Annotated in this window: 14 protein-coding genes; 1 reads left to right on the forward strand and 13 read right to left on the reverse strand. The window is 54.9% G+C overall.

The genetic code is table 11. The features are described 5' to 3' along the window. Nucleotides 1-5 precede the first annotated feature (5 nt). The 13 genes from tssM to tssB all read right to left on the reverse strand — a co-directional run bounded on the left by tssM (nucleotide 6) and on the right by tssB (nucleotide 17,986). Nucleotides 6-3,437, reverse strand: a complete 3,432-nt coding sequence (gene tssM / locus IB222_RS03585) for a type VI secretion system membrane subunit TssM (protein WP_149384609.1) — start codon at nucleotides 3,435-3,437, stop codon at nucleotides 6-8. Nucleotides 3,438-3,547: 110 nt separating this feature from the next. Next, entirely contained in the window at nucleotides 3,548-4,969 is a 1,422-nt protein-coding gene (tssA, locus tag IB222_RS03590) for a type VI secretion system protein TssA (RefSeq protein WP_149384552.1), read from the reverse strand. Nucleotides 4,970-4,971: 2 nt separating this feature from the next. Beyond that, complete coding sequence (gene vasI, locus IB222_RS03595; RefSeq protein ID WP_149384553.1) at nucleotides 4,972-5,700, reverse strand: type VI secretion system-associated protein VasI; 729 nt, start codon at nucleotides 5,698-5,700, stop codon at nucleotides 4,972-4,974. Continuing rightward, on the reverse strand, nucleotides 5,697-8,447 hold the full coding sequence (gene tssH, locus IB222_RS03600; protein ID WP_149384554.1) for a type VI secretion system ATPase TssH: 2,751 nt from the start codon (nucleotides 8,445-8,447) through the stop codon (nucleotides 5,697-5,699). Before tssH ends, vasI begins: the two co-directional genes overlap by 4 nt. 8 nt (nucleotides 8,448-8,455) lie before the next feature. After that, the gene (icmH, locus tag IB222_RS03605; RefSeq protein ID WP_149384555.1) at nucleotides 8,456-9,214 is read right to left on the reverse strand and encodes a type IVB secretion system protein IcmH/DotU; all 759 of its coding nucleotides are present in this window, start codon (nucleotides 9,212-9,214) and stop codon (nucleotides 8,456-8,458) included. Between the two features lie 4 nt (nucleotides 9,215-9,218). Next, nucleotides 9,219-10,550, reverse strand: coding sequence for a type VI secretion system baseplate subunit TssK (tssK, locus tag IB222_RS03610; RefSeq protein WP_149384556.1), 1,332 nt, complete (start codon nucleotides 10,548-10,550; stop codon nucleotides 9,219-9,221). Nucleotides 10,551-10,552: 2 nt separating this feature from the next. After that, nucleotides 10,553-11,056, reverse strand: a complete 504-nt coding sequence (gene tssJ / locus IB222_RS03615) for a type VI secretion system lipoprotein TssJ (protein ID WP_149384610.1) — start codon at nucleotides 11,054-11,056, stop codon at nucleotides 10,553-10,555. A gap of 26 nt (nucleotides 11,057-11,082) precedes the next feature. Beyond that, nucleotides 11,083-12,372: a type VI secretion system-associated FHA domain protein TagH gene (gene tagH, locus IB222_RS03620; RefSeq protein WP_149384557.1), complete on the reverse strand. Its 1,290-nt coding sequence runs from the start codon at nucleotides 12,370-12,372 to the stop codon at nucleotides 11,083-11,085. Between the two features lie 24 nt (nucleotides 12,373-12,396). Beyond that, nucleotides 12,397-13,485: a type VI secretion system baseplate subunit TssG gene (gene tssG / locus IB222_RS03625; RefSeq protein WP_149384558.1), complete on the reverse strand. Its 1,089-nt coding sequence runs from the start codon at nucleotides 13,483-13,485 to the stop codon at nucleotides 12,397-12,399. Next, nucleotides 13,449-15,302, reverse strand: a complete 1,854-nt coding sequence (gene tssF, locus IB222_RS03630) for a type VI secretion system baseplate subunit TssF (protein WP_149384559.1) — start codon at nucleotides 15,300-15,302, stop codon at nucleotides 13,449-13,451. Before tssF ends, tssG begins: the two co-directional genes overlap by 37 nt. A gap of 4 nt (nucleotides 15,303-15,306) precedes the next feature. Continuing rightward, nucleotides 15,307-15,723: a type VI secretion system baseplate subunit TssE gene (gene tssE / locus IB222_RS03635; protein WP_149384560.1), complete on the reverse strand. Its 417-nt coding sequence runs from the start codon at nucleotides 15,721-15,723 to the stop codon at nucleotides 15,307-15,309. Beyond that, nucleotides 15,720-17,192, reverse strand: a complete 1,473-nt coding sequence (gene tssC / locus IB222_RS03640; RefSeq protein ID WP_149384561.1) for a type VI secretion system contractile sheath large subunit — start codon at nucleotides 17,190-17,192, stop codon at nucleotides 15,720-15,722. Before tssC ends, tssE begins: the two co-directional genes overlap by 4 nt. A 290-nt stretch (nucleotides 17,193-17,482) precedes the next feature. After that, complete coding sequence (gene tssB / locus IB222_RS03645) at nucleotides 17,483-17,986, reverse strand: type VI secretion system contractile sheath small subunit (protein ID WP_149384563.1); 504 nt, start codon at nucleotides 17,984-17,986, stop codon at nucleotides 17,483-17,485. Nucleotides 17,987-18,612: 626 nt separating this feature from the next. On the opposite strand from tssB, the gene IB222_RS03650 reads away from it, so the two are divergent. Continuing rightward, nucleotides 18,613-19,131 (forward strand): Hcp family type VI secretion system effector, encoded by a 519-nt coding sequence (locus tag IB222_RS03650; RefSeq protein ID WP_032944948.1) that lies wholly within the window; start codon nucleotides 18,613-18,615, stop codon nucleotides 19,129-19,131. Nucleotides 19,132-19,343 lie beyond the last annotated feature (212 nt).

Raw genomic sequence — 19,343 nt, forward strand, 5'->3', positions numbered from 1 at the left:
CCTCCTCAGTACAGGGTATCCGGCAACCGGAACTGGCTGAATAGCCCGCCGGTGAACGGGTTATCTACCGTGTCCGTATGCACCCGGTACACCATTGCGCCGCCGTCCACGTTAAAGCGCACGCTGAATGTGCCATCCTGTACGCCGGTGAGTTGCCCTGCGCCAAACAACCTGAACTGTGCCCACGGTCCGCTGAAACCGATGCTGCGCGGCGTTTTGCCGCCGGTGCCAATCAGCGTCAGCTTGCTTTCATTACCCTCACGCATGTTATTTGGCCAAACCAGATGCGCGGTATAATTGCGGCCCTGGCTGTAGTCCACTAACTGACCGTCAAGGTTGAGTACGCTGCGCCGTTTATTACCGGAAAGCGATACGGTTTCCACGGCAAACTGAGCGCCAAGGCCGTTTTGCCTGCTGAAGAAGGCATCGCGAATTTCCTGCGCGGCATTCAGTTGCTCCTGGACGTCTTCGCGAATAATCACGTTGTTATCCCCGTCCTCCAGACTCAGGTCGTTTTCTATAAACAGACGCAAATTCTGTTGGTAGAACGTGTCCAGTAAACCATCCGGTTTAAAGAAGCGTTCAAAGGCATCCAGCGATGCATCCTGTGACGAACGAGGGTTAAACGGATAGTTGTTGGCGAGCTGCTCGTTAAACGGTTTCACCACGTTGTCACGCCAGTCAATCTCCATGTAATGGACTGCTTCCACCATCACCATATGCCAGGCTTGCTCCGCCAGCTTGCCCACCCAGCGGTTAAGCGGGGCAGGCAGGGTTTTTGCCATCTGTCGGGTGGCGAAGATCGGATCGCTGCTGTTTTGATCAAGCCGTAGCTGCACCGCCTTCAGTGCTGATTTTCCCTGTACCGGTGCGTTCTGGATCGCCAGCAGATAACGGTGCAGTTCCGTCAACTGTTGATAAACTGCCTGCAGAGTGTTTTCTTTGTCTTTCTGTACAGCCAGAGTGCTGTTCTCCGGGGAGAACTCATGCCCCAGGCGGGTCAGTAACTGATACTCCGACTCTGCCATGGCTTCCTGAAGCGCTCTGTCATCCAATTTTTCAGAGAGTACGGCGGGCTGTGTATTGTCGCGCAGTGCCGTCAGCGCCCGCTGGAGTGGCTGATCGCCGCTGATAATTTGCTCCAGTGCGCCGGTCAGTTCAGCGATGGATTCGTAATTGCGCACGTTAAGGTTATCCATCCCGGCGCGCCAGGTGGCGGTGTAGTCGCTGAGATACTGTTCGGTGAGCTGACGCTGGATTTCCGCCCGGTCTGCCTCGCTGTATTTCACACTGTGGGTCAGGTTCAGCACCCAGGAATCCATCGCCGTCAGTTCGACCAGCGCATCGCGCTGTTTGACAAAATAACTTTGCAAGCCGTAACGGGTGAGGAATTGCGGAACAATAAGTTTATTATCATCCCCGGAGGTAAACACCTGATCAAACGTGGCGCCCACCTGGTCACGCAGGTTCAGATCGGCGGGCAGCACGCCGAGGGCACGCGTTTTCAGACTCTGGTAAACACGCTGGTAGACGGGCAGCTTGCTGAGTTCTTTCTGGGCCGCCACCACCGGGCCGTCATAAGGCGTCCAGCGGCTGGTGGCGTCGACGTTGCCTGCCTGACGTTCCGCGTGCCAGTCTGTATGCTGCAGGGCATAGTCCAGATGAGACTTAAGCTGCGCCTGGAGATCTCGCTGGCCATGGAACTTATCGCTCCAGCGTTTTGCCATGTACTGTTTCACTACCTCGTTGCTGCGTCCGCTTTTATCCTCCAGCATTCTGATGACGCGCAGTACCGCAAGTTTTTCCTCGCTCTCCGGCGGCGCGGCGTTCATCTCTTTGACCAGACCATTAAACAGGGCGGGCAGGTAACGCTGCTCCAGCAGTTGCAGGTAGGTCTGCTCCACATACGGGCCGACACGCCTGCCCTGATACAATCCCATATCGGCCAGGCGGCTGCGATCGCCCCAGTCACCGTAGGCCAGCGTGGCGTCACGCACCGGGTTGAGTAACGGCAGTTGCAGGTTGCCATAATCATCCATACCCTGCGGTGGCGGAACCGACATAAAGGCTTTGGCCTGCTCCAGTACGGTGATGCCGGAACGCCAGTTGTTATTGTAATAGTGATGCCAGCCCATAATCAGCAGCAGCGCGGCGATGCCCCCGGTGACGGAAAACACCGATAACCGGCGGCGGGACTGCATCAGCCAGACGCGGCTTTCACCGGCGAGGTTAGGCTCTGCCAGTAAAGTCTGTGGAAACAGGTTGCGGGTAAAATAGGGGGCTGTGTCCACCAAAGGCCAGGCCGTCATCGGGCTATTGCCCAGGCGGAACTGACGGGCGGCAGACTGCATAAAAATATCGTCTATCTGGCCGCGTTGCAGGGAGGAGGTGAAGTACACGCCTCGCAGCATGACGTCCATATTTTCCCCGTCCAGTAATCCGCTCAACAGGGATACCAGCGGTTCACGGCTGCCCTGTATCTGACGAACAAAGCTGAACAGGGAACTGCGGGAGCCGGGGGTTAGCAGTCGCTCCGGCAGGGCGTTATTGAGCTGTTCGCTCCAGGTCTGCCAGAATGCATTCAGCTCTGCGCGCCAGTCGTCATTTTCATGAGCATGACGGGTAAAAGTAACGCCAAGAATGGCATCGCGATCGTTCCTGTCCAGAGACTGAAACAGAGCAGCGAAACCGTATAGTAAATCCAGCCGGGTCAGTACCACATACACCGGTAACTGGCAGTGAAGGTGCTGGCGTATATCCTGCAAACGTCCGCGCAGAATTTGCAACAGGTGCTCCCGGCGGCGTTTGTCGGCAGTCAGCAGATCGGGCAGATCCAGCGTCAGTATCAGGCCGTTCAGCGGCTGTCTGGCGCGTTTTTGTACCAGCCAGTCCAGCATAGTTGTCCACAGGCGACGGTGCAGCACATCCGCCTCCTGTTGCTCAAACAGGAGGCCGTCTGCATCAAAAATGACCGCCTGTTTTCCCACATGTGGGATAACATACCGGCGCAATTCCATTCCCCGCACGGCCTCCGGGGCGTAAATAATGTCGGATGGAAAACCTTCGCGCAGCAGCGACGTTTTGCCACTTCCGGATGGACCAATAACCATATACCACGGCAGTTGCCACAGGTAGCGATGGTTGTCGAGATGGCGTTGCAGACGCAGCAGCCAGTGGTCGAGATAACGTTGCTGGGCAGTCAGTTCTACAGTCAGCGGATCTTTTTCCTCTTCACGCTGTTGTTTTTGCTGTTTTTCCAGCAGTTGCAGGCGCTTCATTACCCTGACGGTAAGCCATACCAGCGCTGCGAGCGCCCAGGCTGCCGTCGCCAGCCAGCGGTTCGTCAGAGGTTTAAGCCACTGCTCGTCGTATAATGACCATGACGGGCCTTTCCACCAGATCCATACCAGCAGCACAATCCACGCCAGTGCCAGCAGCCAGGCGGCGGAAACCTTAACGCGGGGCATCGCCGGTCGGAGGACGGATCGCAGACTGCTGAACAGTCGAGGGGTTGGTAATCTGAACACGGTAACTCCTTGTTACGTTATTATTTTTCTGCCGTGAATTTGTTTTCCAGTTGCTCCAGCAGTGACGGCTCCCAGTCAGCCAGCGTCATACGCAGCCCTGCTTTAAACAACATCCGGTACTGCTGCTGTGCAAGCTGCACCATTCCGGCGTCTTCCATCAGTTGCGCGCCCAGATACTGCCGGAGAAACTGATCGCGCGGATCGCCTTCCGGCAGCTTTTCCAGGTATTGCAGTGCGGCTTCCAGTCCCTTCTCGCTGAAACACTGGTGGACAGCCTCTGTGTCTTCGTCGGTCCGCACAATCGGGGCTGTCTGACTGCCCGGAGACGTCGCCAGCCACTGTTTTGTCTGCTCACTCATAAACGGCGTGCGGTCATTAAACCGCAGGGTGGCAAGTTGCGGCAGGCGGACGAGAAAACGGGCCATTTCATCCCGGATGGCTTCTGCTGCACTGGAGTAACCCAGGCGTTGCGCGGTTTGCGCCGAAAGGTAATGCCCATCGAGCCAGTACGGGGCCAGAAGCAGGCTTTTTTCCACCTGTTGCCAGAGCGCCAGATCGGCATTGCTCAGTCGGGTCTGATAATCGGCGGTCATATCAGCAGGTACCGCCGCCAGCGGCGTTCGCCCGTCGCTTTCTGCCTGGGGTACGGATGTAATGGCCTGCCATAACGCATGGCGACGCAGGCGGTAACCCTGCGGCGAATCCGGCTGGCGCTCACAGAGAATGGCGGAGACTTTCAGCAGTGTGTCGCGCCAGGCCTTATCATCATGACTGTCAATATCGACGGTCGGGATAGCGGGGGCGGACACCGATGGCGATACCGGGGAGGGTAGTGTGGCTGCGGCCGGAGGTGCGCCGACGGATGGCGTGGGTGACGGGGCAGACAGCGCAAGCTTTGCCCCGCGAAATGCCCGGCGATACTGCGACGAGAGATCATCGACGGCCTGCGCCAGTGCCGGGATATTTTGCTCCTGCCAGCGCTGCGCCAGTTTTGCCAGCTCAGACAGCAGGCTGTCGCGTTGCGTGATATCTGCCGATTCTGCGAAGCTCTCTGCACCGGATTCAAATCGTTTCAGTACCTGGGCGGCGAAACGCTGTTTATGAGCTGCATTTTGCGGTGCGGCCTGCGTCCAGTAATGTTCCACATATAACGTCAGTAAACGTAACGCCAGCAGCGGATTACCGGCGTGTTGCAGCGTACGTAATAGGTGGGCCAGCAGGCGAAAATCTTTGCTTTCCGACGCCAGAAGCACTAATCCCCGGCGCTGTATTTCCGGGATATCCAACTGACTGTGCGTCAGTGAGCCAAGTTTAAGCATTTCGCCATCGATATATTCCCAGTCGGGATTATCGTCTTTCATCGCGGAGGCATGTTTATCTTCCGGCAGATTTTCCAGCAGGTGTGAAATCCAGGTATCCGGGTTACGTAAGTCCATTGCCATTTTTATTCCCCCGCCCAGTGGCAGGCGTCACGCAGCGGTGCGATGGTTTTCGCCAGCCCGTCAATGTTAAATGTCAGTTTTCCGGCGGCACTGTCCGTACCGGTGTTGATGGTCAGGGTTTTTGCGCCAAAGAGCTGCTTAATTTCGTCAATACCGGATAGTCCGCGGCTGGATTCCAACAGGACACCGTTCTCACGGATAAACCAATGAGACTGAAAGCGTCCGTGGTCAGTGGTCAGCGTCACGGCGATGTCGTTCTGCGTCATGGAATGGGTCAGCGCCACCTGCATCCGGGTGATGTTGTCCACACAACTGAACATCAGTACCGGGCGTGGCGGGACGTTGCCGATGGCAGGTGTAGTAATAACCACTGTTGGGCGTTCGCCATCGCTCTGCGTCATCAGTAGTGCGGTGGAATTATCCGGGCGCTGTTTCTCCTGGGCGAAAGCCCGTTTCCAGGCTTCACCTTCATAACGGGCCTTTACCAGCGCGCCATTAAAGCTGGGTTGCTCTGGTGCCAGAATATGGTCATAGCAGTCAAGACGCTCCAGTGCAGCAGGCTCCCGGCGACAGTCCAGCATGGCACTGAGCGTCGTCTGTGCGTTGGTTTCCGGCACCACAATCCCCGGCAATACGGCAATCACCTGTTTTGCAGGTGCTTCCGCCTGTACTGCGCGGGGGAATAATCCCGGCAGCAGCATTATGATCATGAGCGTCTGTATTCTGCTCATAGAACGGTTTTGTCCTCTGTTTCTGGTTCCGACTGTGTGTCGGAATCAGTGCTATCCTCCGGCGCATCTTCGACATCAGCGATAAACGCGCCGTCCGCCACGCCCAGCACAATACGGGCAATCGCCGTGTTCGCCGCCATTTTCTGCAACAGCAGCAGCGACAGCGGCGGCAACATCTCGCCGTCAATCACCGATTCCAGCATTCGCGCGCCGTTTTCGGCGCGGGTGACACGCTGCATGATTTCATCGGTCACGGCAGGTTCAATCACCACTTCCGCGCCAAAACGGGTACGCAGTACGTTGTCCAGCCGCGCCAGTTTCCCGGCGATAATCACGGCGAGCGTTTCTTTAGATAGCGGCAGATAGGGCACCACTTCCATACGCGCCAGCAGTGCGGGTTTGAAGAAGTCTGCCAGCACCGGGTACAGCGCCTCCTGCATCAGTTCCGGATTGTCGGCATGTTCGACAATCACCTGATAACCGAGGTTGGATGTCAGGAAAAAAACGATATTTTTGCAGTCGATCAGGCGACCTTCACCATCGGCCATTTCACCTTTATCAAACGCCTGGTAAAACAGGTTGAGCACGTCAGGATGCGCTTTTTCCACTTCATCAAGCAGCACCACGGAGTAAGGTTTCTGACGGTTCGCCTCGGTCAGCACGCCCCCCTCACCGTAGCCGACATAGCCCGGCGGGGAGCCAATCAGGCGCGAAACGGTGTGTTTCTCCTGGAACTCCGACATATTGATAGTGGTGAGGTACTGGCGACCACCATAGAGCAGTTCAGCCAGTTGCAGCACGGTTTCGGTTTTACCCACGCCGCTGGGGCCAGCCAGCAGGAATGCGCCGAGCGGACGTCCCGGACGGCGCAGGTCGGCGCGGGCGGTCAGCAGGTGTTTATGCAGATGCTTAATCGCCAGGTCCTGACCTTTGATGGTGTCGCCCAGCCACTGTGGCAAATCGGTGATGACCGACATTTCGTTCTGCGACAGGCGGTTAAGCGGCACGCCGGTCCATTCGGCAATCACGGCGGCAATCTGTTTTTTATCGACGTGCGGGGAAACCAGCAGTTGCGTATGGTGCAACGTCTCCAGTTCGGCGGTTAACTGCGAGAGACGGGCGGCAGGAGGGATTTCAGGTTCCGTGCTCGCCTGCTCTGCCTCGGGTTCATCCGTTGATGCGGCGTTATCGTCAGCGTCCGGTAGCGTGATGTCTTCACTGCTGCTGGCGTCGGTTTCTTCCAGCAGCCCTTTACGCAGCGCGATAATCTCCTGTACCAGCGCCTGCTGCTGGTGCCACGCCGCGTCCAGTTCATCCAGTTCGGCCAGCGTTTCGTCATACTGCACAATCACCTCAGTCAGCCGTGAGGTATCCGACCGCAGGCCGATGCGGATCTCGCGCTCAAGCTGGCGCATTTCCGCTTCACACTGGTGACGCAGGGTGGTCAGCGCCGAAATTTGCTTCGGCGGCGACGAGAGGTTAATCGCCACGCGGGCGCAGGCGGTATCCAGCACATCAATGGCTTTATCCGGCAACTGACGACCAGAGAGGTAACGCTCACTTAACGTCGCCGCTGCCTGTAAGGCTTCATCATCAATCAATACGCCGTGAGACTGTTCATACACCGCCGACAGGCCGCGCAGAATAATGGTCGCTTCTGCTGCCGTGGGTTCACTGACTTTCACCAACTGGAAGCGGCGCGACAGGGCGGCGTCTTTCTCGAAATATTTTTTGTACTCGCTCCAGGTGGTGGCGGCGATGGTTTTCAGCTCGCCACGCGCAAGCAGAGGTTTGAGCAGGTTAGAGATATCCAGCCCGCCCTGCTGATTACCCGCGCCAATCAGCGTGTGGGCCTCGTCGATAAACAGGATCACCGGCGTAGGAGATGAAATCACTTCCGTCATTAATCCTTTAAAACGCTTCTCAAATTCACCTTTAACGGACGCGCCTGCCTGCAATGCGCCAAGATCGAGCGTCATAATATCGGTATCGCGCAGCTTGTCCGGCACCCGGCCATCCACGATGCGCAGCGCCAGCCCTTCGATCAGCGCGCTTTTGCCCACGCCCGCCTCACCGACCACCACCGGGTTGTTTTTGCGGCGGCGGCAAAGAATATCGATCATCAGGTCGATTTCATTATCGCGGCACAGGACCGGATCGAGCTTGCCGCTGCGGGCGTCTGCGGTCATGTTTTTGGCGTAGCGGCCGAGCAGGCTTTCATCGCCAGCTATTGCGGCGTGCTGGCCTGGCTGTCCATCAGTGAGCACCACGGATTCAGCAGACTCCTTCGTCCACCCGGCAAAATCCTGCTGGAGCTGGTCACGGTTAATGGCGGTGAGTAGCCGGACGGCGGCAGGCAGTACGTAGCGCAGCGGCGAATGGAGCAGGGCGAGCAGCAGCACGCCACCGCGCAGTTCGGTGAGCTGCATTTCAGCAGACGCCAGCAGCCAGGCCTCTTTCAGCCATTCAACCAGCATGGGGGAGAACGACGGATAGCTGTCCACTGAACGGGTGGTGGCGTAATTTTCCACCGTCAACGCCTGGCGTAAATCATCGGTGCCGATCCCGGCGCGTTCAGTAATCACCCTCAAGTCGCTGCGTGGGATAGCCAGCATCTGGATCAGTACGTGGCTGACGGTGATTTCCGCTGCCTGCTGGCTCATACACTCCGAGGCAGCGGCTTCCAGGGCATGTTTCGCAAAGGGGTTAAGCCGTTTTACCAGTGTGGCCAAATCAATCTGGATCATATGTGTCCTTACCTGGCGAGCAGCCGGTTTAACTGGTGAAGAATGTCCTGCGTCTGGCTGTCCAGACGCAGCAGATAAAACAGATAAAACAGCGCCAGCACGACGATGCCGCCACACAGCACATGCCGGATGGTCAGTCGTTTGATGAGCTGATAGCGTCCACCCTGGGTTTTTTTATCCTGGTGCAGCAGCGGAAAAGGCGCGTCACCACGCAGTTTATGCAGGACGTGGTACAGGCGGCGGTATATCTGTTCAAACTCCCCCTGATCCTGAGCCGCGACTTTATAACGCCCGCGAAAGCCCAGTGAAAAACAGATATACAAAAACTCCAGCAGATCCTGGTAGCGTTTGGGTTCGCGCATCAGGCGCTCCAGCAGAATAAAGACCTTTTCACCGCCCCAGGCTTCGTTATGGAAATGCACCAGCAGCGACTGCTTGATCCACTCGTTCTTGTTCGACCAGCCATTACCCAGCGCCGCTTCGTCAATAAAGGTACACAGGATGTAACGAAACGAGATAATCACGCCTGGCTCATAGCCCTGCTCCTGGAGTAGTTGCTCCACCGCCTGCACATCCGTTACCACCTGGGTAAACAGATGTTCTGGCATGGCGTGACTGTTCATGCCTGAAACACGCATCACCATCCCCAGCAGCGGGGTGGCGGCGTCGATCATCGGATTCAGGCTGTTGCCGCGCAGCGTAAGCTGATACTGGCGCTGGCCTTCTCTTTCGTATCCGGGTAAGGGGGGCAGTGATAACTCATCCATCGCCTTATCCTCTTATGGCCCACAGTTGCATATTCAGATCCGGGAACGCACCGGAAACATGCAGGGCGACGGCACCGGTGGCCGCCACATCCGCCCAGGCTGCCCCGCTTTTGTCCAGTTCGAAATAGCTGAAACCGGCATGGTACGGGAGCTGGCGTGGGGCCACCATCAGCGTATGCAGCGGTATGCCGGGGATCTGTACGCTGACCATATTGCGAATTTTTTCCGGTGAGGAAATTTTTGACTGCTGGATAAACTGGCGCTGGAGCTGAAGCGTCTCCATTTTCGCCGCTACTGCCAGCACGAAGGTGGCCGACTCCAACAGCGTTGAATCATGTACGTCAGCCTGCCAGATACCATCGCGCAGATGCAGCGGCAGATTAACCGCCCTTGGCGACAGTACGGTATGCAGTGCCCGTTTCACTTCCGGCAACAGTGTGTTGAAGGTGTCCGTCAGGTTACGGTGATCGTAGACATCCAGCGGACAGGGCAGGCGGGACGGCTCGGTAAATGTCATGAGTTCACCCAGCAGCCCGGCAAGATCAAGATAAAAGTCCTCCGGATGGAGCTGCGGTCGGCGGGCGCGGTGCGTGAACCGCGTCTGGTTACGGTTAAGCAGTTGCAGCATCATAAATTCCGCTACGTCTGCAATACCGCTTTGCGCCGGAGAGCCAATGCGGTTAGCCAGGTCATTAGCCCGACCGCCAACCGCTTCCTGCACTTCCCGGAGAAATTCACGCAGCCGTGCGCTGACATGGATGTTCTGACAGGTGGGAATAAAAGTGTCATCCAGTATCAGGGAGCCGTCAGCGTGCCTGTCTTTGATACGGCACAGCGGCAGCGTGACATACGCACTCATATCGTCCGCCCCGCTCATAATGCGGGGCGTTAACTGTCCCAGCGTCAGTGCCCGCGCATCACCATTCTCGGAATGCAGATCCCGGACTTCTGCATCGTGCAGCCGGTAACGCCCGACCTGTTGCCCGTAACTGACTTCGCCTCTCACATCGCTGGCAACGGGTAAGGCCAGATAGACATTACGGTTTTCTTCATCAGGAAAACTGTCCGGATGCAGCGGATCGGGTAGCGCATCCTGATCCGGAAGAGAGAACACCGTGCCATCCGGCAGAGTGCCCGACGCGCTGTCGAGCATGATTTTACCCTGTGCCAGCAACCCGTTGTTGATAGACAATTCCGTAAATCCCCAGGACAAATCATGGATTGTCCGGAAACGCAGATTATTCACATAATCGTTATAACGCTGTTGTTGCTGGAGATGGTGCGGACGCATCAGCGTCCCTTCTCGCCATACCACCTTGTTTCGCGTGGTTGCCATCGTTAATCATCCTCTTTTTTCATTTCAATACTGCTCTGCCGGATATGCACCAGCAGGCGGTAGTGGTGTCCTGTCCCTTCCACCGGCTCGATCTGTTTCCACTGTGTTGTCTGGTCGTCGGAGAAATAGGCAATAATGCCGATAAACTGCGTTTTTTCATCCAGCTTCACCGGTGGCAGGGTTTTTATGGTGTCGGGCAGCAGGCTGAAATCCTGGTGATCGATATAGTTTTTTCCCAGCGCATCCGGTAACGGTGTGCTGGCGAGCTGGTCATAATCCGCAGCTTCTAATTTCGAGTTATCGCTCAGGTAAACCAGTTGAACATCTACCGCTGCCGCTTCACCGTCCGCGTTGATATTGGCATCCGGCTCCGTCAGCAGTGTAATCGTCACCTGTGAGGACTGGTCAGCCAGCTTGCCGACCTGAATATCCGGGTTTTTGATCACCTCACCGATTTTTTTTACCGTTTCACAACCACACAAGGCGATGGTGAACAACGCCACCATCCCCCAGGCGAGGAAACCACGCCCTGTCATGCTTCCGGCTCCCGCTGTTTTTCACGCAGCACCCGGTCATAGACCTGGGCATACACTTCGTTAAAAAGCATCTCAAAGCCCTGCTGGCGGCTGGAGGCCAGTTCGTCGTAGTAATCGCTGTACATCTGCCAGGCTCCGGCATCATCCAGTGGCTTGCGCAGCTCATGGCTGCGGCGGTACTGCACAAAACGGCGCATCAGGCTCTGCGGCGAGAAGGCGTCCAGCAGCACGCGCAGCGATTCCACAATGGCGGCACGGTTGGCCTCTTCGTGATGACGGATATTGCGCAGGCTTTCGCTGACGGCGGCAGGCGCGGCAAGATGTACCGGGCTTTTTCCTTCGGCAAACAGCACGTCCAGCGCGGTGGCGTAGTCCATATTCAGGCGCAGCGGGTTATCTTCCAGCGGGCGCAAATGCTTGTCAGACAGGCTGTTACGGTGTTGCTGTAGCTCAAGCAGCCCTTTAACCGCCGCCTGCAATGTCCTCCCGGCTTCTTCCAGAAAGTCGTCGGCATCTTCCGTGTTATTCACGGCAAGCGATCCTCCCAGCCCGCGCAGTAACGGGGTGACAGCGAGATGGCGCTGCGCCGCGTCTGCCGGTGAAATCGCGTCATCCTCGGCGTCCTGTGGGTCGGCATACATGGACGGCAGATCCATAAACGGCGTGTTGATCCCGCCGTTTATCGCCGGATCGGACAACGGGGCGGAAGGTCGGGCAGGGGTTATACCCGCAAGCGGATTATCCCTGGTGGTCAGACTTTCAGCCTGGAGCGCCTGCAACGGATCGGTGGAAAAGCTATTCACAACGGTATCCGCAAGCTGGTGGCGGGACGGCATTCCCGGATATTTCGGTGCGCCGTCAGTGGACAACAGCGTGTCTGACAGAATGTCGTGGTTAGAAACGATGGTTTCAGGCGTTGCCATCTCTTCGTCGTAATGCCGCATCCCGCCCTGGTTCAGATGGACCCGGAGTATCAGATGCCCGGTCTGGATCTCATCGCCCTGGCGTAACTGCACCTGATCTGAGGCCGCCGTGACTTTGGCTTGGTTCAGCCATAATGGTGACGCCAGCGGATGCAGGCAGAATGCGCCATCATGCAGACTGATGCTGAACGCCTTCGCCGGAACGTTCTGGTGCCTGTCCTGAACAGGCCAGTGGCATTCGCTGCCGTGGCCCACATCCCCGCCCTGAGTGAACAGACACCGTGCGGTACGTCCGCTTTCCAGTTCGTTACCGTTAACGACATGCAGTGAAAGCGTCTGTTGCCGCGCTTTTTCTTCCGCCATATTCTGCTCCATGATAGTGATATTTTACTCCCTGACCCTGATGGTGACAGAGGGATGCTCTCCCGGCTCGCCGAGAAATGACGTCCAGCCCAGCAGTGCACTCTTGTTATCGCCCAGCCGCATAATCCCCACCTGATCCGGGGCCAGCCCCAGGTGCAAATCCCAGGCGAGCTGATCGCGCAGGACGAAGGAGACAAACATCGCCAGCGGCAGAAAATTTTCGCCTGACGGCAGGAACGAGAGAAACTGTTTGCGGCTCAGGTTGTTAATACTTAACTGAAATTTACCGCTGAGATCGGGAACCCGCGTACCGAGGACAAAATTGCCCAGTACCGATCGCCCGGCCAGTTTTTCGCCATTTTTAATCGTGTAACATCCAAGACTGTTCTGCTGATCCGGCTCGATGTCCACCATCCGTCGCTGCCAGTTTTGCAGCGTCACGTCAGGTAAATGTAAATCGAAACAGTGTGCGACCAGCGAGCAGACGATCTCCGGCGAGCGTCCCGGATTCGCCAGTATTCCGGCATAGGCCAGCATCTTGCTGTGGTTAACGGGCAGCCTGTCGCGAAGCTGCCGGTGGCCCAGCCCCACCAGGGAATACATCCGCTGTGAGAACGCATCCACGCCGCCGTTACGGAAAGAGACGTGGTAGCGGTACTTACGCCAGATATGCCAGACAAACTGCGTCAGGCGATGGCTGAACATATCCAGAAAATCGCTGACCGGACTCTGCTCATGCGCGGATTTCCAGGCCAGGTGATCAAGGTAATAACCGGGAAGGGGAGACTGGCTGCCCTGCAATCCCATAAAAGTGGTGGTCATCCGGAACAGTCCGGAAGCATCCTGCTCCAGTGCGCTGATATCGCTTACCGGGAATCCCAGGCTGGCATCCGCCTGGAAACGAATGGTTTCCTGCGCCGGGGGGGTATCCAGGGATAACTCCGGCGTTTCGCCGCCTTCTGATGCCAGCCGGTGCAGCAGCTCAGAGAGCGCGAAAAAATTGCAGGCACAGGCATCCTGAAAAAACGGCTCCCGTAACGTGCTTTGTTCATCCTGCGCCGGAGAAATGTCCGGATTCAGATGAGCGGGTGTTGCCCGGTTCTTTCCGCCCATTTCCATGACTCCTGGCTTTCCGTGTTAACGACGGTCAGCATGTGGAACGAATTGACGCTGGCGTACAGCGACAGAAAATGCGACAGCACCGCGCCCAGCAGGTACATTTCGCCCTCGCAGACAAACGGCTCCGGATGCAGATACAGCGTGGAAGCCAGCCCACGCACCGGTATGCCGGTAAACAGACGATCAACAGGGGCCGTTTCCAGCCGTTCAATGGCGTCCAGCTTCTGCTGTGACAGACGGGCCATCTGCGGATGATGAATGGCGTGGCGATCAAAATTGCCGATGACCTGTTTAAGCGCATCAGCATCCAGCAACGACAGGTAATTCAGGTTCATGGCGGACAACAGCGACCAGTGCAGGCTGCCGTCAATCACCGGCCAGAGTGGTCTGGTAGGGCGGGTGATATTGCGAAATGACGCTACTGCCGCGTTTTTACTGGCTGTATCGGTGATGTCGCCGGGCCGCAGTTGTACCGGAAGTTCACGGTTGGTGCAGGTCAGCGACACCGAAACCACTTCATTATTAAGCAGTGAGGCGTCCGGGAAACTGCCATCGGCATGAATAAAAGCAAGGCTATGATCAAAGCCCCGGTAAAACAGCGAAGTTTTTGTCCGGTGCTGCCAGTAGACCACTTCCCGATTGCGGTTGTACTCCATCTGGTGGCGGAAACTTTCAAAGGCAGGCCAGTGGCGTGCAGCCTGTGTGGTCACAGGGCGTCCAAGATCCGCTTTTCTGTGCTTTCCCTGTGTCTGACTTACCACGCTGTTAACCGAAAAAATGTCGTAATGATCCGGAAAATGACGGCTGGGCACCAGTGCATAATCCTTCCGCTGGTGATCCAGCGTGATGGCTTCGGCATGGTGGACAAACAGATTAATCGCGGGTGCGCAATACAGGCGCAGGGAATCCTGTCGTAGCTGGATATCTGTCGGTAAAGGGCGTGAAAATCGCAGCCGCAGGGTGAAACGATTCTCCTCTAACCCGGCAGGTAGCGCCGGAATACCGCAGGCATCGAAAAAGAGAAAACTGTCGGTGTAGCAGAAAAATTCCTGGAGGATACGATAACCGCTGTGGACATTGCCGGGCCAGGGCAGCATGGCGTCCTCTGACTCAAAACCCACCGCTTTCAGCATAAACTCAGGCATCGGGATCGACTGTTCACCCGTAAGCAGCTCTGCACCCTGTAAATATTCGCAAAACCACAGATAAAGCTGGTAGCGGGTATAGTTATCATCGTTGCCCAGCCAGAAGCGCAACTTGTTCAGATCCAGAGTGGTAAAATCAGTTCCCGGTGCGACGGCAAATGTAATATCAATAATGCCATGACGGGGTGTACTGCGATTTTCAGCCCGTTCCAGTTGAACGGGCAGCAGCCAGATATCCCGGCACAGGGTGAACGTACAGGGTGGGGCGACATCCTGTTCATCAGCAGGCGTAGCGGAAAGCGGCTGCTCCTCCTGAATCATGCGGGAGCCAGTCATGAACTGCTCATTACGGGGGATCAGTACCGGCACGGAGGTTTTGTCCATATCCGGGCTGTATTCAATCAGCGTCATCGACGGCACCGGGCGCAGATAATTGGGCCACAGCATTTTGATCAAGCCGTGTGTCAGCTCAGGAAACTCATCCTCAATTTTCTGGCGCAGATTGCCAGTCAGAAAGGCCACGCCTTCCAGTAGACGCTCGATATCCGGGTCGGCCCCTTTTTCAGCCAGAAACCGGGCCAGATGAGGCTTTTCGGTCGCCAGTTGTTTACTTAACTGGCGAAGGTAATTCAGTTCCTGCCTGTAATAACGCTCTTCGAATTCCATTTTACTACTCCACCCGATAATGCTGACTGCCGTCCGGTGCCATATCAAACTCAAGCACATCGTCGATGTCGTTAAATGTCACCCAGGCGGTGATATGGAATGTTATTTCCTGTGGGCAGGCCACAAGGGGAAGCACCGCCCGAACCTCAGAATGTGAGATTCGGGGTTCATAACGCTCAATGCACTGCACGATGGCCTGGCTCATGACGCTACGATAATTATCTGACCCTTCTGGCTCTTCGATGCCCAGTTCCGGGGTACCCCGACAACTGCCGGATCGGGTGTTCAGGATATTTCGCAGGCTCTGGCGAATGGACTGTCTGAATGCTTCTATATTACGGTCCCCCTGCCAGTTTCTGGCAGGAGGGCTTTCCAGACGCTCAAACAGCGATCCGGCAGGTCTCTCGTGCTCTGGTATCACTTGTCTAACCGTCCGACTAAAGACAGTTCAAATGACGCACCCATATATTTAAAATGGGGCCTTGCGGAAATCGCCACCTGATACCAGCCAGGTTCGCCGTCCACGTCCAGTACCTCAACTTTCGCGCCACGCAGGGGCTTACGGCTGCGGACGTCAGCGGGTGGATTCTCTTGGTCAGCGACATACTGGCGGACCCAAATATTGAGTTCCCGCTCAAGGTCGCTTCTTTCTTTCCACGACCCAAGCTGTTCACGTTGCAGTACTTTAATATAGTGTGCGAGGCGGTTGATAATGAACAGGTATGGTAATTGTGTACCCAGCTTGTAGTTGGTTTCGGCATCTTTGCCCGGAAAATGCTTGGGTTTTTGAACCGAATTTGCGGAGAAAAAAGCGGCGTTATCGCTGCCCTTGCGCATGGTCAGGGTGATGAATCCCTCTTCGGCCAGTTCAAATTCACGGCGGTCGGTGATCAGCACCTCTGTTGGGATCTTGGCCTGAATCTGCCCCATTGATTCATATAAATGTACCGGCAGATCTTTTACCGCACCGCCGCTCTGCGGCCCAATAATATTCGGCGCCCATCTATATTTCGCGAACGAGTCGGCCACATTACTGGCCAGCATCCAGGCGGTATTGCCCCAGAGATAGTGCTCGTGGCTGTGGCTGACATCTTCGGCGTAATTAAAACTCCTGATGGGGTTTTCTGTGGCGGAATAGGGCTGGCGGAGCAGAAAACGCGGTGCGGTCAGCCCCAGGTAGCGAGAGTCTTCGGAATCACGCAGGGCACGCCATTTTGTGTAGGCCGGGCTTTCAAAGATGGCATAAAGATCTTTGATATTGGGCAGCTCAGTCCATGAATTTAGTCCCATAAATTCCGGCGATACGGAAGACAGGAACGGCGCATGGGCCATAGCACCGACGGCGCTGACATAGTTCAGCAGTTTCATGTCCAGCGTGGTATTTTTGAACTCATATGCGCCTAATACTGCCGCGATGGGTTCACCGCCAAACTGGCCAAATCCGCTGGAATAAACATGCTTATAGAAGCCTGATTGGATAATCTCTGGCGCAAACTCGAAATCGTCCAGCAGTTCTTCCTTGGTGACATGCAAGATATTAACCTTAATATTCTCGCGAAAATCAACGCGGTCCACCAGGGCTTTCATTGAACGCCAAAACGACTCTAGTTGCTGAAACTGAGGGGCGTGAATAATAGCATCCATCTGGCGGCTGATACGGGCGTCGATGTCCGCAATCATGCTGTCCACGACCAGTTTGTTAACGGGTTCTGCTGGTGAACTGGATTGCAAGAGGCTGGCAACAAACGCCGTTACGCCCTGGCGGGCAATATCATAACCGTCAGCGCCAGGCTGGATACGGGTTTGTGCCATGATTTCATCAAGCAGCGACGGGGCATGGCTTCCCTGTTCATTGTGGGTGGAAACAAGTTCTTCTTCCTGTAAAGACATACTGAAAATCCTTGAGTTGATCTGTATTTCTGGAGCCAGGTTTCACTGTCAGTGGAATACCTTCCACCAGTGTGGCTTCATCTGCTGGTACCCGTTGATATGGTCGATTTCATCCATCAGATATCCGATCCTCTGGTCAAGTGTCGCGATCAATATATCCAGTGTTTCTGTGTTGATGTCGCCTGTCTGAGTGATACACAACCGAATCACAGTCTGCGTTATTGCTTCATCGGCTCTGGTGGTATTTTTCCGCAAACTCATACCTGGATAATCGCCCTGAAAAATAGAGGTTACTGGTTTTCTGCCAGGCTGATCTCCCGCAGTAACTGTTCGCGGGATTCTTCATTTTCCAGCAATGCCTGAAGCTGGGCGCGAAATGCAGGCAGATTACCCAATGGCCCTTTTAATGCTGTCAGCGCTTCGCGTAGCTCCAGCAATTTGTTCACCTCCGGCACCTGTTTTGCCACACTGTCCGGAGAAAAATCGTTCAGGGATTTGATTTCCAGCGAAACATTCATCTCATCGTCATCTTTTGCGTCATCCTTCAATGCTGCTGGAACTGCAAAATTCAAGCTAATGGACGCTTCTGCCATCACTGAATTGAATGAATGTTTGTCGATTGAAACCATCTGACGTTCATCAAGTGGCGCTGTTTCCTGTGAGTTTCCGGTATCTCCAACTATCAACATATTGAGGGGCAATTCCACCTCAGAAGGCTCGCCATCAGTTTTTGGAACGTAAGAAATATTAATGCGTTCTTTGGGGGCTACACTGCCGTTATAATCTTTGCTCATAGAGATCATCCATCAGGTTATATTATGTGTTCTGTATCTCCGTACAGACCATGGAATACCGTAAAATAAAAATAACTGGTGATCATTATTACGCGAAGAAAATTTTTTGAGAAGCACTTTTTCTAAATGAAATACAGGGGTATTCTTCCGTTGTGGTTATTTTCTGGTGGTGTTGTTTTTATAAGGAATATCTGAAAAGATATTTTAATGAATGCTGAGTATCTTTTAGTTGATTGATTTATGTGTAGTTTTTATTTAAATATGTATAAAGTGAATGCTATCAACATGGATTCATACACTGCTCTTATCTTTATAGGTGGAGTGGCATGATGAATGAGATTTGCGAAGGTGGTGATGATAAAAAAAGAATGGATATAATATCTATTTATGAGTGGGTATCGTCATTATTTTATAAAAACGAATACCGATATATTATTATATGAATATGTTTATATGTAATTTAGTCATCATGTGAATGCTATATAGCCTCGGATTGTACGATTCAGACTGCTACTTGAAGAGAGCTTAAGCTACAAAATTTTTAATGTAATCCGCATGTTTTATCTGTCGGATATCTTTCTGCAGATGTATGTAAGTGTCATTAATCGTTAACAAGGAGTTTATAAATGCCAACACCGTGTTACATCTCAATTACGGGGCAAACTCAGGGCAATATCACTGCTGGTGCATTCACCGCAGATTCTGTCGGGAATATTTACGTGCAGGGTCACGAGGATGAAATGCTGGTACAGGAATTCCAGCACAACGTGACTGTACCAACCGATCCACAGTCCGGGCAGCCGAGTGGCCAGCGTTCGCACAAGCCGTTCATTTTTACTGTGGCGCTGAACAAAGCTGTGCCGCTACTGTACAACGCGCTGGCTTCCGGTGAAATGCTGCCGAAAACTGAACTGCACTGGTGGCGTACCTCTGTTGAAGGCAAACAGGAGCACTATTTCACCACCCGCCTGACGGACTCGACAATTGTGGATATGAAGTTGCATATGCCACACTGCCAGGATCCGGCGAAGCGCGAGTTCACGCAGTTGCTCGAAGTCTCACTGGCCTACCGTAAAATCGAGTGGGAACACGTCAAGTCTGGCACCTCTGGTGCTGATGACTGGCGTGCGCCGCTGGAAGCGTAAGTATCAACAGCATCCCGCGTTTGCGGGATGCTGTTTTTTGTTGGGGGCAGTAAACAAAAAAGCAGTGCCAGTAAGGGGTTACGTTTTTTTACGGGAGATGGCGGACGCCGGAAACTTCGGCGGTAGCGTGCCTGAATGCAAGCGTAGCACTGTACTGTCATTCGCCGCTGTCCGGCACCGGCGGTTCCATTTCCCTGTTAATTCAGGAGGTT

The organism is Citrobacter sp. C13 (assembly GCF_014596815.2).
Taxonomy (GTDB): domain Bacteria; phylum Pseudomonadota; class Gammaproteobacteria; order Enterobacterales; family Enterobacteriaceae; genus Citrobacter; species Citrobacter portucalensis.

Coding starts and splice junctions, on each gene's coding strand:
- tssA (WP_149384552.1), bottom strand. CDS start 4,969: ATGGCAATGGACTTACGTAACCCGGATACCTGGATTTCACACCTGCTG.
- vasI (WP_149384553.1), bottom strand. CDS start 5,700: ATGAGCAGAATACAGACGCTCATGATCATAATGCTGCTGCCGGGATTA.
- tssH (WP_149384554.1), bottom strand. CDS start 8,447: ATGATCCAGATTGATTTGGCCACACTGGTAAAACGGCTTAACCCCTTT.
- icmH (WP_149384555.1), bottom strand. CDS start 9,214: ATGGATGAGTTATCACTGCCCCCCTTACCCGGATACGAAAGAGAAGGC.
- tssK (WP_149384556.1), bottom strand. CDS start 10,550: ATGGCAACCACGCGAAACAAGGTGGTATGGCGAGAAGGGACGCTGATG.
- tssJ (WP_149384610.1), bottom strand. CDS start 11,056: ATGGTGGCGTTGTTCACCATCGCCTTGTGTGGTTGTGAAACGGTAAAA.
- tagH (WP_149384557.1), bottom strand. CDS start 12,372: ATGGCGGAAGAAAAAGCGCGGCAACAGACGCTTTCACTGCATGTCGTT.
- tssG (WP_149384558.1), bottom strand. CDS start 13,485: ATGGGCGGAAAGAACCGGGCAACACCCGCTCATCTGAATCCGGACATT.
- tssF (WP_149384559.1), bottom strand. CDS start 15,302: ATGGAATTCGAAGAGCGTTATTACAGGCAGGAACTGAATTACCTTCGC.
- tssC (WP_149384561.1), bottom strand. CDS start 17,192: ATGTCTTTACAGGAAGAAGAACTTGTTTCCACCCACAATGAACAGGGA.
- tssB (WP_149384563.1), bottom strand. CDS start 17,986: ATGAGCAAAGATTATAACGGCAGTGTAGCCCCCAAAGAACGCATTAAT.
- IB222_RS03650 (WP_032944948.1), top strand. CDS start 18,613: ATGCCAACACCGTGTTACATCTCAATTACGGGGCAAACTCAGGGCAAT.